The organism is Variovorax raffinosi, from assembly GCF_051216615.1.
GTDB lineage: Bacteria > Pseudomonadota > Gammaproteobacteria > Burkholderiales > Burkholderiaceae_C > Variovorax.
The window spans coordinates 271,683-285,276 of record NZ_JBPJZR010000002.1; the positions used below are offsets into that span (position 1 = coordinate 271,683).

Below are 13,594 nucleotides of genomic sequence, written 5' to 3' on the forward strand. Positions count from 1 at the left end.
GAGCGCAGCTTAGCAACCGAAGGAAACAATCGGCAAGTGACGAAAGTCCTAAGCCGTTCCACCTACCGTCAAGCCGTCGATGCGCAGGGTGGGCTGGCCCACGCCCACCGGCACGCTCTGGCCTTCCTTGCCGCAAGTGCCGACACCCGAATCGAGCGCCATGTCGTTGCCGATCATGGTGACGCGGGTGAGCGCGTCGGGGCCGTTGCCCACGATGGTCGCGCCCTTGACCGGGTACTGGATCTTGCCGTTCTCGACCCAATAGGCCTCACTGGCCGAGAACACGAACTTGCCGCTCGTGATGTCGACCTGCCCACCACCGAAGTTGGTGGCGTACAGGCCCTTCTTGATGCTGGCCACGATTTCCTTCGGGTCCTTGTCGCCGCCCAACATGTAGGTGTTGGTCATGCGCGGCATCGGCACGTGCGCGTAGCTCTCGCGGCGGCCATTGCCCGTAGGCTTGACCTTCATGAGGCGCGCGTTGAGCGAGTCCTGGATGTAGCCCTTGAGGATGCCGTCCTCGATCAGCACGTTGCGCTGGCTGGCGTTGCCCTCGTCGTCGACATTGAGCGAGCCGCGGCGATCGGCGATCGTGCCGTCGTCGAGCACCGTGACGCCCTTGGCCGCCACGCGCTGGCCGATGCGGCCCGCGAAGGCGCTCGAGCCCTTGCGGTTGAAGTCGCCTTCGAGCCCGTGGCCGATGGCTTCGTGCAGCAGGATGCCGGGCCAGCCGGAACCGAGCACCACGGTCATCTCGCCGGCGGGCGCCGGGCGGGCGTCGAGGTTGGTGAGCGCTGCTTTCACGGCATGGTCGACGTACTCGGCGATCTGCTCGTCGGTGAAATAGGCCAGGCCGAAGCGTCCGCCGCCACCGCCCGAACCGATCTCGCGGCGGCCGTTCTGCTCGGCAATGACGGTGACCGACAGGCGCACCAGCGGCCGCACGTCGGCGGCCAGCGTGCCGTCGGCGCGTGCCACGAGCACCACGTCGTACTCGCTCGCCAGGCCCGCCATGACCTGCGCCACGCGCGGATCGCGCGAGCGGGCCAGCTTCTCGACCTTTTCGAGCAGCTTCACCTTGGTGGTGCTGTCGAGCGTGGAAATGGGGTCGATGCCGTCGTAGAGCGAGCGGCTCGATGCGATCTTGCGGGTCGGCGTCTTCACGCGGCCGGTGCGGCCCGCGGAGGAAATGGAGCGCACCGTGCGCGCCGCGTCGAGCAGCGAAGCCTCGGAGATGTCGTCCGAATAGGCGAAAGCGGTTTTCTCGCCGCTGACCGCGCGCACACCGACGCCCTGGTCGATGCTGAAGCTGCCGGTCTTGACGATGCCCTCTTCGAGGCTCCAGCCTTCGCTGCGCGTGTACTGGAAATACAGGTCGGCGTCGTCCACCCGGTGCGAGGTGATCTCGGCCAGGGCTTTGCTCAGGTGCGATTCGTCAAGGCCGAACGGCCTGAGCAGGAGCTGTTGCGCCGTGGCGAGGCGCTCGATGGTGGGTTCGCGAGAGATCATCCCGCCATTCTAGGCAGCCGCCCTCTCCCGTGCCGCCCCAAAGGGCACTCCGGCGCCTAGTTCTGCGCCAGCTTCCTGGCGCGGGCGATCGACATCAGGATGCCCAGCCCCAGCCCCAGCGTCACCATGGCCGTGCCGCCGTAGCTGATGAACGGCAACGGCACCCCCACCACCGGCAGGATGCCGCTCACCATGCCCATGTTGACGAAGGCATAGGTGAAGAAAATCATCGTGACCGCCCCCGCCAGCAGGCGCGAGAACAGCGTCGTCGCATTGGTGGCGATGGCCAGCCCGCGGAAGATCAACAGGATGAAGGCCGCGATCAGCGCCAGGTTGCCCATCAGCCCGAACTCCTCGGAATAGGCGGCAAAGATGAAGTCGGTGGTGCGCTCGGGAATGAATTCAAGGTGCGTCTGCGTGCCCTGCATGAAGCCCTTGCCGCCCACGCCACCCGAGCCGATGGCGATCATCCCCTGGATGATGTGGAAGCCCTTGCCCAGCGGGTCCTTGCTCGGGTCGAGCAGCGTGCACACGCGCTGCTTCTGGTAGTCGTGCAACACCCGCCAGTCGACGCCGTCGGCGCACAGCCTCGTCTCGAAGCTAACGATCAGCGTCACCGCAATGGCGCCGATCACCACCGGCGGCACGATCAGCTTCCAGGGCAGGCCGGCAAAGAAGATCACCGCCATGCCGGCCGCCAGCACCAGCAGCGAAGTGCCCAGGTCGGGCTGCTTCATGATGAGCCCGACCGGCACCGCCAGCAGCACCGTGGCCACCACGAAGTCGAGCGGGCGCAACTGGCCTTCACGGCGCTGGAACCACCAGGCCAGCATCAGCGGCATCGCGATCTTGAGAATTTCGCTGGGCTGGATCACCACGCCCACGTTGATCCAGCGCTGGGCGCCCTTCTTGGTGATGCCGAACAGCGCCACCGCAACCAACAGCGCCACGCCCGCCGCGTAGAGCGGCACCGCGAACATCATCAAGCGCTGAGGCGGCACCTGTGCCACCACGAACATGATGAAGCCCGCCAGCAGCATGTTGCGGCCATGGTCGACAAAGCGCGAGCCATGGTCGTAGCCCGAGGAATACATGGTCGCCAGCCCGGCAAAGGCCAGCAGGAGCACGGCGAAGGCCAGAAAGCCGTCGAAGCCCTGGAAGATGGGCGCGACACGGCGCGCCAGGGAGGGCTGATTGAACACGGCAGACATGGGTGCGAATTATCCGGCTTTCCGTATACGAATTCCGTGCGTGTGGCTCTCGGTGGAAATCCTCCTGCCGACCGTCGCGAATCCGTCGTCACCTCCTTTTACATTTGCCGGGTTCATAAATAAAGGGAGGGTTCGAATGAGGTCTCAACTTCTGCGCCTGTCGCTCGTGGCAGGTCTTTGCGTTTCGGTCGCTGCATGCGGCGGCGGTGGTGGAGGCGGTGGAGGTGGCGGCCTGCCACTCGGCCTGGGCGGCTCGCCCACCCCGAACGCCCCCGCGTCGACTTCGCTCAGCGGCACAGCCGCCACCGGCGCGGCTTTCGGCGGCGCCACCGTCACGGTCCAGGATCAAAGCGGCGCAACGGTCTGCACGACGCAGACCGACGGCCAGGGCACCTACAACTGCGTGCTGTCCCCGACAACCAAGCCTCCCCTCGTCGTCACTGCGGTGCGCGATGACCAGTCCCTCTACAGCACCGTCGCCAACAGCAGCGGCACGGCCAACATCACGCCGCTGACCACGGTCATCGTGTCCCGGCTGTCGCCGGATGGCCGGCCCGCCAATCTGGCGGCGGCCATCCAGGCCGACGCCGGCACCGTGACCGACGCGCGCCTGCAACAGCAGACGACGGCCCTCGCTGCTGCGCTCAAGTCGGTGCTGGACGCTCTCGGGCAGGCCGGCTTCGATCCGATCTCCGGCAAGTTCAGCGCCGATGGCACCGGGCACGACAAGGTGCTCGACGCGCTGTTGGTCAGCGTGCGCCCCGACAGCGGCGCAGCCAACATCGAGATCACCGTGAAGGGCCTTCCGTCGGGCGACGGCGCTTCTCCCACCTCCGTCATCTTCCGCAGCAGCGATGCCTCCGTTCCCGCGCTGCCGGCGGGCATCACCGCGGACCAACTGGCCAGTCTGCCCTCGCCGACCTTGCTGGCCGATCTGTTCAACCGCCTGAACGCGTGCTATCGGCTGCCGCTGTCGCAACGCGTCACCGCGCCGAACGACGCCACGGCCGTGACCGGCGGCCCAGCCGACGTGATCGCTGCTGCCTGCCGCGAACTCTTCGTCGGCAACGACCCTGCCGGCTACCTCAACAGCGGCTTCGGGGTGGGCCGCGACGCCAACAACCAGGGCGGCTTCAGCACCCTGTTCCGGCCCGAAAACACGGGTCGCACCTGGGATCGCGCGAACTTCGAATTCTTCAGGCCGAACGGCGACCTGACGCTCAGCTACCGCGCGACCGACGTGGGAGACAACGTTGTCTTCGGCACCCTCACCGCGCGCAAGGTCGGCGGCGCGCTCAAGATCGCGGGGGACGGCCACGTCTACGCCTCCAACGTGCGCCCCGTGTTCGCCTACCGGGACATGATCAACTCGCCCGCCTTCAACTCGTACACCACGGGCTACGGCATTCCGATCCGGAACCGGCAGGAAAACGGCGCGGCGGTCTTCAGCAAGGTCATCGTGACCTCGCCGCTCAACAAGGTCCTGACCTTCATACCGCAACCCGGCCTGTCGTTCCTCGTGGTGACCAAGCCCGACGGCACGCCGGAGCTGAACAACGGCATCAACCTGCGCGGCATCTACGAGAACCCGTCCACACCCGGCAGCCTGGCGAGCCGTGAATCCGGCATCGGCCTGCTCGACCCCCAGTACACCGACCAGCAGATCAGCCAGTTGCAGGACCAGAGCGTGTGGAAGTTCGAGTTCGTGCATGCGAAACCGGGCGTTCCCAACGTGATCCAGTACGAACGCACCCTCTCGCGCGCGCCAACGATCGGTGAAATCCGCCAGCAGCCGCTGTTCGACCTGACACCGGCGATGCGCACCCAGTTGGTCGCCCGCACCAGTGCCAACACCGGCCTGGTCTACCCCGCAAACAGCGTGAACCAGCCGAACATCCTGGACATCAGCGCCACCGGCAACCAGGACGCATGGGTTGTCCCGCGCGGCGCGCTGGCGCCCTCGGTGCTGACGGCCTACGGCTTCGCCAAGTCGAACACTCGCTTCAACGACAACGTCGCTCTGTCGACCACGGCGCGCAAGGCGATGATCGACTGCTCGGCCGAGACGCTTGGCGACACGCATTGCGACAGCAATGCGGGCAAGCAGTACGCCGAAGGAACCCGGGTGCATTACCTGGCGTTCGAGGCCTACAACGCTCGCAGCCTCGGCATCACGCGCTACGTGTTGTTCTACAAGCAGTTCTGAGAAAGCGTCCGGGCCCTCGGGCTCACGCGAATTCGAGCTGAACCACGGTGCGCCCCGGTCGGCTTTCCAGCCCCAGCCGGGCGCCGATGGCCCCGGCGCGCTCCGCCAGCGACCGGGGCGCATGCGCCGCATCGAAGCCCCTGCCGTTGTCGATCACGCGCAACTGCACCGTGGCGTCCTGCATGCCGGCCTCGATCCGCAGCACGCTGGCGTGGGCGTGCTGCAGCACGTTCGAGATGGCCTCGAACAGCAAGAACTGAAGTTGCCGCATGGCCTGGGCGTCGAGCCGCGACACCGGCGCGACCTCGTCCACCGCCCACTCGAACTCGATGCCCGCCGCCGCCAGCCGGGGCTCCAGCCGGTAGCGCAGCGCGGCCAGCAAGGCGCCGATGTCGCCCGGCGGCAGGTGGATCGAGTCGATCGACAGCTTGAGCTGGTCGAGCGAATCGCGCAGGGTGCGCAGCAGGTCGCCCGAGCTGGTCTGGCCCGACTGCAGCTGCCGGATCGCCGAACTGATGTGCGAGCCCACGCCGTCGTGCATGTCGCGCAGGATGCGTTCGCGCTCATGGGTGCGCGCCTGGTCGCGTGCCGCCGCTTCCAGCTCCGCATAGGTGGCGGCCAGTTCGCGCTCGCGCTGGGCCACCCGCTCGGCCAACGCCGCGACCGACCCACGCGCCTGCACGCTCGCGGCATGAAAGCGCCGCAGCACGATCAGCAGCAGCGCCAAACCGAAGAACACCGAGGAATAGCGGACCCAGGTGGTTTCACCGTAGGCATCGCTGAGCCGGATCACCAGCCAGTCGCGCGCGCCGAATGCCAACGTCACCATCGCAGCGCCGGCCACCAGCAGTTGCTCGGCATTCGGCTTGCGAATGGTGGCCACGGCGAAGGCGGCGACGAACAGGAAGATGAGCACGATCTCGACAGCAAGCCAGGCGGTGAGCCACAACGGCTCGTCGCGGTGCAGCGACAGCGCGCTGAACACCACGGTGCCCAGCACGATGGCGGCCATCGGCCAGTGCACCCACCGGTAGCGGGGGTTGCGCCCCCATCCGGCGATGTGGAAGCCGAACATCAGGACGGAGACCGCCCAGCCCGCATAGCAGGCGGCCATCAGCACGCCCCAAGGGCCCCACGACAGCGGCGGCTCGGGAATCACCCCGTCGGCCACCCGGATCGCCCAGCAGAACTCGGCCAGCGCGGCCCAGAAATAGAGGCCCTCGCGCCGCGTCCGTCCTTTGGCGTCGACCTCGACCTGCGTCAGCCAGAGTGCCAACGCGATGCCGCCGACGATCAGGCTGAAGGCGGTCAGCAGCACGGAGCCGGTGAAGCGCCAGGCGTAGGCGCTCTCGAAGAACTCGGTGCGCACCGGCGTGGCCGGCCCGATGACCACGCGCGACAAGCCGGCGCGCCGGGCGCTGTCGGCACGCAGGCGGATCTGCAGATGGTTGTCGCCCTGCTTCAGCAGGCGCCCCGGCACCGGCACGTAGATCGGCGCCTTGGCGTAGTCGGCCTGGTTGCCACGGCCCAGGTCGCCGTAGACCTGCAGCAGCGCATCGTTGAGCTGCACCTCGAACACGCTGCCGGCGCGCGGTATGAAGATGCCCCAGGGCGCCTCGGGCGTGGCCTCGAGCGTGAACGGCAGGTCGAAGTTCGCCAAGCCGGGCCGCCCTTGGTGCATGCGGTCCCAGTGGTAGGAAAGCTCGACCGGCTCCGTGCGCGCGACACCGTCGACGGTGGTCGTCACGGTGCCCTGGCGCAGCTCGATCGGGCTGTCCGGCGCGGCCGCATTCGCGGCCCCGGCGATGCCCGCAAGGAGCAGCACCGGCCATAGCAAAAGCAGCAACAACCGCCTCGGCAGCATCCGCGCTCAGCCTGGATGAGACAGCAGGCCGAGACGCGTCGCTTCGAAAACCGCCTCGCTCTTGGAATGCACCGCGAGCTTTCCGTAGAGATTCTTGATGTGGGTCTGCACCGTGTGCACGCTCAAGCCCTTGAGGCGGGCGATCTCCGCATACGAGAAGCCCCGGGCGATCAGCGTCAGCACCTCGTGCTCGCGTGCCGACAGCAGGCCGCGATCGGCCTCCCCCGCAGCCGCCTCGGGCGCGGCACCTGGCGCGGCTGCAGCCCCCGGCATTGCCGCCGACTGCAGGCTGCGGTACTTCGCCAGCACCCGCCGCGCGATCATGGGCGAGATCGGCGAGGCGCCGGCCTTCATCTCGACGATGGTCTGCGCGATGTCCTCGGGCGCGGCGTCCTTGTGGATGTAGCCCACGGCACCGGCCTCGATGCTGGCGAGCACATTCTCTTCGTCGCCGAAGACCGACACCACCAGCGGCTCGCAGCCGGGAAAACGGGCAACGGCATCGCGGATCACATCCAGGCCGGTGCCGTCGGGCATGCCCAGGTCGACCAGCAGCACATCGGGAATCGTGACGGTGTGGGCCAGCCAGGCCAGCGCCTCCTGCACGGTGCCCGCGCTGCCGAGCCAGAAGAGGCGCGGACTGCGCTGCACGCTGGCCTCGAAAAAGGCGCGTGCGCGGCTGTCGTCTTCGACGACCAACACGCCCCACCGGCGTGGCATTGCATCGTCGTGAGCCTCAATGTTCATGGTCACGAGCATAAGCCGCGGCGCGCGGCGGAAATCCCCCAGCGCATCCCTAGTTCATGGGATGCGCCCATCGCGACCCGCCACGAAACTTGCGCCGCCTTTTGAACATGGATTCGCGCCGGGCGGAACACAACGCGTCGACCTTCACTTCGACCCGCGTCCCGCAAGGCGCCGGCGCCGACGCGGGCTCCAGTAACCCGAACGTAGGCCTTTTATATCGCGAAGGTCACACCTTGAATACTTTCCGCTGCAAGGCATTCAGCCTGCATCGGACAGAGGTAAACAAGGGGCCTGCGCCCCACAAGTCTCGGTAAGCTAGCGGCTTCCCGAGACACCCCGCAATGCGGGGTTTTGTACGTCGGAAACAGCCTCGCGCGCACAGACCTCATGCAAAATTACCCGGTCCCGGCAAGCAGGGTGCAACCTCGGCACCTCCAGTCTTCTTCCCGCATGGATCCGCAAACCACCCACCTGTTGTACCTGCACGGCTTTCGCTCCTCGCCTCGTTCGACCAAGGCACGGCTGGTCGCGGAACGCGTGGCGCAACGCCACCCCGACCTGCAGTGGTGGTGCCCGCAACTGCCGCCTTCGCCGCACGATGCCATCGACATGGTGATGAAGGGCATCGCGGACTGGCCGCGCAAATCGATGGCCGTGGTCGGCTCGTCGCTGGGCGGTTTCTACGCCACCTACGTGGCCGGCATGACGCGCTGCCGCGCCGTGCTGCTCAACCCGGCCGTGCACCCGGCACGCGACCTCACCCGCTACATCGGCGACCAGACCGTGTGGCACGACCCGGCCGAGCATTTCTACTTTCGCCCCGAATACATCCACGAGCTGCGCGCCATGGAAGTGGGCCAGCTCACGCGCCCCGAGCGGGTATTCGCCATCATCGCCAAGGGCGACGAAGCCCTGGACTGGCATGAAATGTCGGCGCGCTACCCCGACAGCAACATCAAGCTGCTCGAAGGCAGCGACCACGCGCTGTCCGACTTCGAAAAAGCCCATCTCGACGACGTGATGGCGTTCATCAACCCGGTCTGAGCACCGCCGGGCCGGACGGCCCCAGCCTGCGTGGGACAATCCGCGCCATGTTTGTATTGTTTGAAGAAGCCGGCAAGTACCTCGGCGGCCGCGTGCTGTCGGAGGCTGAAGCATCGGCACAAGTCGAGCTCGAAACCGGCAAGCGCGTCAAGGTCAAGGGCGCCAACATTGTTCTGCGTTTCGAGAAACCGTCACCCGCCGAGTTGATCGCCGAGGCGCGCACGCTCGCCGCCGCGATGGACCTGGACCTGGCCTGGGAATTTGCGGCCGAGGGCGAGTTCGGTTTTGCCGATCTCGCGGCCGACTATTACAGCGACAAGCCATCGCTCGCGCAGCAAGCGGCCGCGCTGTTCGCGCTGTTCGAGGCACCGCACTACTTCCGCCGCGCGGGCAAGGGGCGCTTCAAGAAGGCGCCGGCCGAAATCGTGCAGCAGGCGCTGGCCGCCATCGAGAAGAAGAAAGCCGTCCAGGCGCAGATCGTCGAATGGGCCGGGCAACTGGCCGAGGGCGTGTGCCCGCCGCCGATCCGCGAACAGCTCTACAAGATCCTGTTCAAGCCCGACAAGAACGCGCCGGAATACAAGGCCGTGGTCGACGCCGCGCGCGCTACGCAGCGCCCGCCGCTCGACCTGCTGGAGCGCGCCGGTGCCATCGATTCGCCCTACCAGTTCCACTGGCGGCGCTTCCTGTTCGAGAACTTCCCCAAGGGCACCGGCTTTCCGGCGCTCGCGGCACCGGCCATCGTGGACGACCTGCCCGTGGCCGTTGGCGTTGCGGCCTTCTCGATCGACGATTCGCAGACCACCGAAATCGACGATGCGCTGTCGGTGCAAGGCCTGGGCAGCGGCACCGTCACGGTCGGTATCCACATCGCCGCGCCCGCCCTGGCGCTGACGCCGGGCAGCCCCATCGACAACGTGGCGCGTGCGCGCATGTCGACGGTCTACATGCCGGGCTACAAGATCACGATGCTGCCGGACGAGGTGGTCAACACCTACACGCTGCTCGAAGGCGGCGACCGCCCGGCGGTGTCGCTCTACGCGCGCTTCGACGAAGCCACGCTCGAGCTGCAAGGCACCGAGACCAAACTCGAACGCGTGCCCATCGTCGCCAACCTGCGGCACGACCAGCTCGATGCCGTCGTCACGCAGCCCTGGCTCGAAGACGCTGCATTCACGAGCGAGAACACGCCCGAAGCCGCGGCCAACCTGCGCGCCCCGCTCTCCTTCCTGTTCCGCCTCGCGAAACAGTTGAAGGCGCAGCGCGAAGTGGTGCGCGGCAAGCCGGAGAACTTCAACCGGCCCGACTACAACTTCCGCCTCGTCGGCAACGACGGCAACGAACCCACCGGCAACGAGCAGGTGCAGATCACAACGCGCCAGCGCGGCGCACCGCTCGACCTGATCGTGTCCGAAGCGATGATCCTGGCCAATAGCACCTGGGGCAGCTGGCTCGGCGAACTGGGCGTGCCCGGGCTCTACCGCAGCCAGGCCAGCCTGGCGCCCGGCATCAAGGTGCGCATGGGCACGCGCGCGTTGCCGCATGCCGGCCTGGGCGTGAAGAGCTATGCGTGGAGCACCTCGCCGCTGCGCCGCTACACCGACCTCGTGAACCAGTGGCAGATCATCGCGGCCGCGCGCCACGGCAAGACCGCCGCGTTGGCCGCGCCGTTCAAGCCGAAGGACGCCGACCTGTTCTCGATCCTCTCGGGCTTCGACGCCGCCTACGCAACGTACAACGGCTACCAGGGCGGCATGGAACGCTTCTGGACGCTCAAGTACCTGCAGCAGCAGGGCATCACCGAGCTGGAAGCCACGGTCATCAAGGACATTCCCAACGGCGCGCTGGTGCGTGCCGAGGCGCTGCCGCTGGTGTTCCCGGTAGCCGGCCAGCAGGAGCGCGGTGCGCGCCTGCGCGTGAAGCTCGGCGAGATCGACGAGATCGCGCTCGACGTGAGCGGCACCGTGCTGGAGCGCCTCGATGCGCCGAAGGCCGATGCCTCGGCGGAAGACGAGAGCGGTGAGGACGAAGAAGAAGTCGCCGGCCCGATCGCCATTGCCGTCGACCTGACCGACAGCGAGGCCGCGCCGGAAAACACACCTGCATGAACTTCGGCGAATCGTCCGAAGAAATGCGGCCCCTGGAGGAGTTTCGAGAATGAACTTCAAGGACCTCAGCACGCTGCAGATTGCTCTGGGCGTGTCGGTCATTGCGCATGCTGCGTTGCTCGCGGTGCGCTTCGTCGACCCCGAGTCGTTCAACCGCGTCTTCAGCGAAACCCCGCTCGAAGTGATCCTGGTCAACAGCAAGACCAACGACAAGCCGGACCCGGGCGCCAAGGTGATGGCGCAGACCTCGCTCGCGGGCGGCGGCGATCTTGAAAAAGGCCGCGCCACCAGCCCGCTGCCGCCATCGAGCTTCACCTCCGTCGGCGACTCGTTCGAGGATTCGCGGCGCCAGGTCGAGGCCATGCAGGCCCAGCAGATGCAGATGCTCGCGCAGCTCAAGCGCGACCTGGCCGCGATGCCCGTGCCCGACCCGCGCGCGGCGGGCGACCCGACCGAAGCCGTCGCGCGCGAGGAAAAGCGCCGCCAGATGGTCGAGCTGCTGGCCGAGATCGAGCGCCGCGTGAACGAGGAAAACGCGCGCCCCAAGAAGCGCTACCTGAGCCCGTCGACGCGCGAGGCCGCCTACGCGATCTACGTCGACACGCTGCGCCGCCGCATCGAGGTGCGCGGCACCGAGAACTTTCCCACCGCGGCCGGCAAGAAGCTCTATGGCGAGCTGAAGATGACCGTCACCATCAACAACGACGGCAAGGTGCTCGACACCGTCGTCGACGAAAGCTCGGGCGACCTGACGCTCGACCGCCGCGCCCAGGCCATCGTCCGCAGCGTCGGCAGCTTCGGCAAGTTCACCGACGCGATGCGCAAGCAGACCGACCAGATCGTGCTGCAGTCGCGCTTCAAGTTCACGCGCGACGAGACCATCGAACTCTCGTCGCAGTAAGTAGCCAGCCAGCCCTCAAGAAAGCAAGGCGCCATGGACCTGTACTGTGTAATGGGCAACCCCGTCGAGCACAGCCGCTCGCCTCGCATCCACGCCCGTTTTGCCGAACTCTGCAGCCAGCAGATGGACTACGGCCGGCGCCTGATTCCACTCGGCGCCTTTGGCGAAGGCATTGCCGCTTTCCGCCGCGAAGCCGCCGAACGCGGCGACAGCGCGCGCGGCTGCAACATCACCGTGCCCTTCAAGTTCGAAGCCGCCGCACTGGCGCAACACACCAGCGAACGTGCATTGCTCGCGCAGGCGGTCAACACGCTGCGCTTCGATGCCGATGGCGGCATTCACGCCGACAACACCGACGGCATCGGCCTGGTCAACGACATCGTGCGCAACGCGGGCGTACCGCTGGCCGGCAAGGAACTGCTGCTGATCGGCGCGGGTGGCGCCGCCGCCGGCGTGCTGGGCCCACTGCTCGATGCCGGCGCCTCGCGCGTGGTGGTGGCCAACCGCACCGTCGACAAGGCCGTGGCCGTGGTCCGCCGCCATGCCGCAATTGCACTGCGCCACGGCGCCACGCTCGAAGCCTGGGCGCTCGATGAAGTGTCGGGCGCCTTCGACGTGGTGGTCAACGCCACCGCCTCCAGCCTCACGGGCGACGCGGTACCGGTGAACGCATCCGTGCTGCGCGCCGGCGGGCTCGCGGTCGACATGATGTACGGCCCCGCCGCCGCCGGCTTCATGGCCTGGGCCGAGGCGCACGGCGCCGTCGCACGCGACGGGCTCGGCATGCTGGTCGAGCAGGCAGCCGAGTCCTTCGAGATCTGGCGCGGCGTGCGTCCGCCGTCCGCGCAGGTGCTGGCCGAACTGCGCGCCGAACTGAAATGAAAGCCGTGCTGCGCCTGATCGCCTGCCTCGTGGTGGCGGGCGTGGCACTCGAACTGTTCTTCGTGGTCCGCATCGCGACCATGGCGGTGGTCGATCCGACCAGCACGGCCTTCCAGCGCTCCGAGGCCTGGCAGATCGCAGTTCACCAAGGCACGGGCGGTGGTTGGCGGCAGCAGTGGGTGCCGTACGGGCAGATCAACGACACGCTCAAGCGCGCCGTCATTGCGAGCGAGGATGCCGGCTTCGTCGACCACAACGGCGTGGAGTGGGAAGCCATTGAACGCGCGCGCCAGCGCAACGCCAAGGCCGAAGAGTTGGCGGCCAAGCGCACAGCACGCGCCGTGGCGCGTGGCAAGCCGGTGCAGCCAGTGCGGCTGCGCGGCGGCTCGACCATCACGCAGCAACTGGCCAAGAACCTGCTGCTGTCCGGCGAGCGCACCATGCTGCGCAAGGGCCAGGAGCTGGTGCTCGCCACGCTGCTCGAAGTGCTGCTCGACAAGCGGCGCATCCTCGAGCTGTACCTCAACAATGTCGAATGGGGCGAAGGCGTGTTCGGCGCTGAAGCGGCATCGCAGTACTACTTCAAGAAGCCGGCATCGCGCCTGAGCACCAACGAGGCCGCGCGCCTCGCGGTGATGCTGCCGAGCCCCAAGTTCTTCGAGCGCCGGCCCGGCTCGCCCTACCTCAGCGGGCGGGCGTCGACGGTCATGGCGCGGATGTCTGCGGCCGAGCTGCCCTGAAGCTGCCGCGCAGGCCTTCGATGACCAGCACGCCGGCGAAGCCGATCACATAGGCCAGCACGTCCCACCAATCGGCCGTGCTGCCGAGCACGATGCGCAAGGCGCGGTTGGGAATATGCAAGTGCCACGCCGATGCCAGGTACTGCCCCAGCTCGACCGCAAGGCCCACGCCCAGCGCGGCCAGCGCCAGCGGCAACACGCGCGTGCCGATGACCGTCTTGAAGACGAAGTACACCCACACCACGGCCAGCACGTCGCCGAAGAAGCTGCGCACCCAGCCCCAGCGTGCGCCGACGGTGGCCAGCAGCACGAGCACCAGAAACAGGGCCACCGCCCACACCAGAGAAAGAGGATCGAAACGCCATCGCATGGCCCGTATCAT

General features: G+C 67.3%; 11 protein-coding genes. 6 read left to right on the forward strand and 5 right to left on the reverse strand.

Annotation, left to right across the window (positions count from 1 at the left end; translation table 11 throughout):
- Positions 1-48 precede the first annotated feature (48 nt).
- Together tldD and rodA are read right to left on the reverse strand one after the other, a co-directional pair.
- The gene (gene tldD / locus ACSFB7_RS07345; RefSeq protein WP_435468552.1) at positions 49-1,509 is read right to left on the reverse strand and encodes a metalloprotease TldD; all 1,461 of its coding nucleotides are present in this window, start codon (positions 1,507-1,509) and stop codon (positions 49-51) included.
- Between the two features lie 56 nt (positions 1,510-1,565).
- The gene (rodA, locus tag ACSFB7_RS07350) at positions 1,566-2,720 is read right to left on the reverse strand and encodes a rod shape-determining protein RodA (protein ID WP_435468554.1); all 1,155 of its coding nucleotides are present in this window, start codon (positions 2,718-2,720) and stop codon (positions 1,566-1,568) included.
- 136 nt (positions 2,721-2,856) lie between these two features.
- On the opposite strand from rodA, the gene ACSFB7_RS07355 reads away from it, so the two are divergent.
- Complete coding sequence (locus ACSFB7_RS07355; protein ID WP_435468556.1) at positions 2,857-4,926, forward strand: carboxypeptidase regulatory-like domain-containing protein; 2,070 nt, start codon at positions 2,857-2,859, stop codon at positions 4,924-4,926.
- Positions 4,927-4,948: 22 nt separating this feature from the next.
- Here ACSFB7_RS07355 and ACSFB7_RS07360 read toward each other — a convergent pair whose 3' ends face one another.
- Both ACSFB7_RS07360 and ACSFB7_RS07365 read right to left on the reverse strand, forming a co-directional pair.
- Positions 4,949-6,772: a sensor histidine kinase gene (locus ACSFB7_RS07360; RefSeq protein ID WP_435468558.1), complete on the reverse strand. Its 1,824-nt coding sequence runs from the start codon at positions 6,770-6,772 to the stop codon at positions 4,949-4,951.
- Positions 6,773-6,796: 24 nt separating this feature from the next.
- Positions 6,797-7,549, reverse strand: coding sequence for a response regulator (locus ACSFB7_RS07365; RefSeq protein ID WP_435468560.1), 753 nt, complete (start codon positions 7,547-7,549; stop codon positions 6,797-6,799).
- A 438-nt stretch (positions 7,550-7,987) separates the two neighbouring features.
- On the opposite strand from ACSFB7_RS07365, the gene ACSFB7_RS07370 reads away from it, so the two are divergent.
- The 5 genes from ACSFB7_RS07370 to mtgA are packed head-to-tail and all read left to right on the forward strand — an operon-like array spanning position 7,988 to position 13,212.
- Positions 7,988-8,581 carry a YqiA/YcfP family alpha/beta fold hydrolase gene (locus ACSFB7_RS07370; protein WP_435468562.1) on the forward strand — a complete coding sequence of 198 codons (594 nt, stop codon included), beginning with the start codon at positions 7,988-7,990 and terminating at the stop codon, positions 8,579-8,581.
- Between the two features lie 47 nt (positions 8,582-8,628).
- Positions 8,629-10,689 (forward strand): ribonuclease catalytic domain-containing protein, encoded by a 2,061-nt coding sequence (locus ACSFB7_RS07375; RefSeq protein ID WP_435468564.1) that lies wholly within the window; start codon positions 8,629-8,631, stop codon positions 10,687-10,689.
- A 49-nt stretch (positions 10,690-10,738) separates the two neighbouring features.
- Complete coding sequence (locus ACSFB7_RS07380; RefSeq protein WP_435468566.1) at positions 10,739-11,590, forward strand: energy transducer TonB; 852 nt, start codon at positions 10,739-10,741, stop codon at positions 11,588-11,590.
- Between the two features lie 33 nt (positions 11,591-11,623).
- On the forward strand, positions 11,624-12,472 hold the full coding sequence (gene aroE, locus ACSFB7_RS07385; protein ID WP_435468568.1) for a shikimate dehydrogenase: 849 nt from the start codon (positions 11,624-11,626) through the stop codon (positions 12,470-12,472).
- Positions 12,469-13,212 carry a monofunctional biosynthetic peptidoglycan transglycosylase gene (gene mtgA, locus ACSFB7_RS07390; protein WP_435468570.1) on the forward strand — a complete coding sequence of 248 codons (744 nt, stop codon included), beginning with the start codon at positions 12,469-12,471 and terminating at the stop codon, positions 13,210-13,212. The genes aroE and mtgA overlap by 4 nt, the downstream gene beginning before the upstream one ends.
- On the opposite strand, the gene ACSFB7_RS07395 is transcribed toward mtgA, so the two are convergent.
- On the reverse strand, positions 13,178-13,594 hold the full coding sequence (locus ACSFB7_RS07395) for a ribosomal maturation YjgA family protein (protein ID WP_435469941.1): 417 nt from the start codon (positions 13,592-13,594) through the stop codon (positions 13,178-13,180). The genes mtgA and ACSFB7_RS07395 overlap by 35 nt on opposite strands.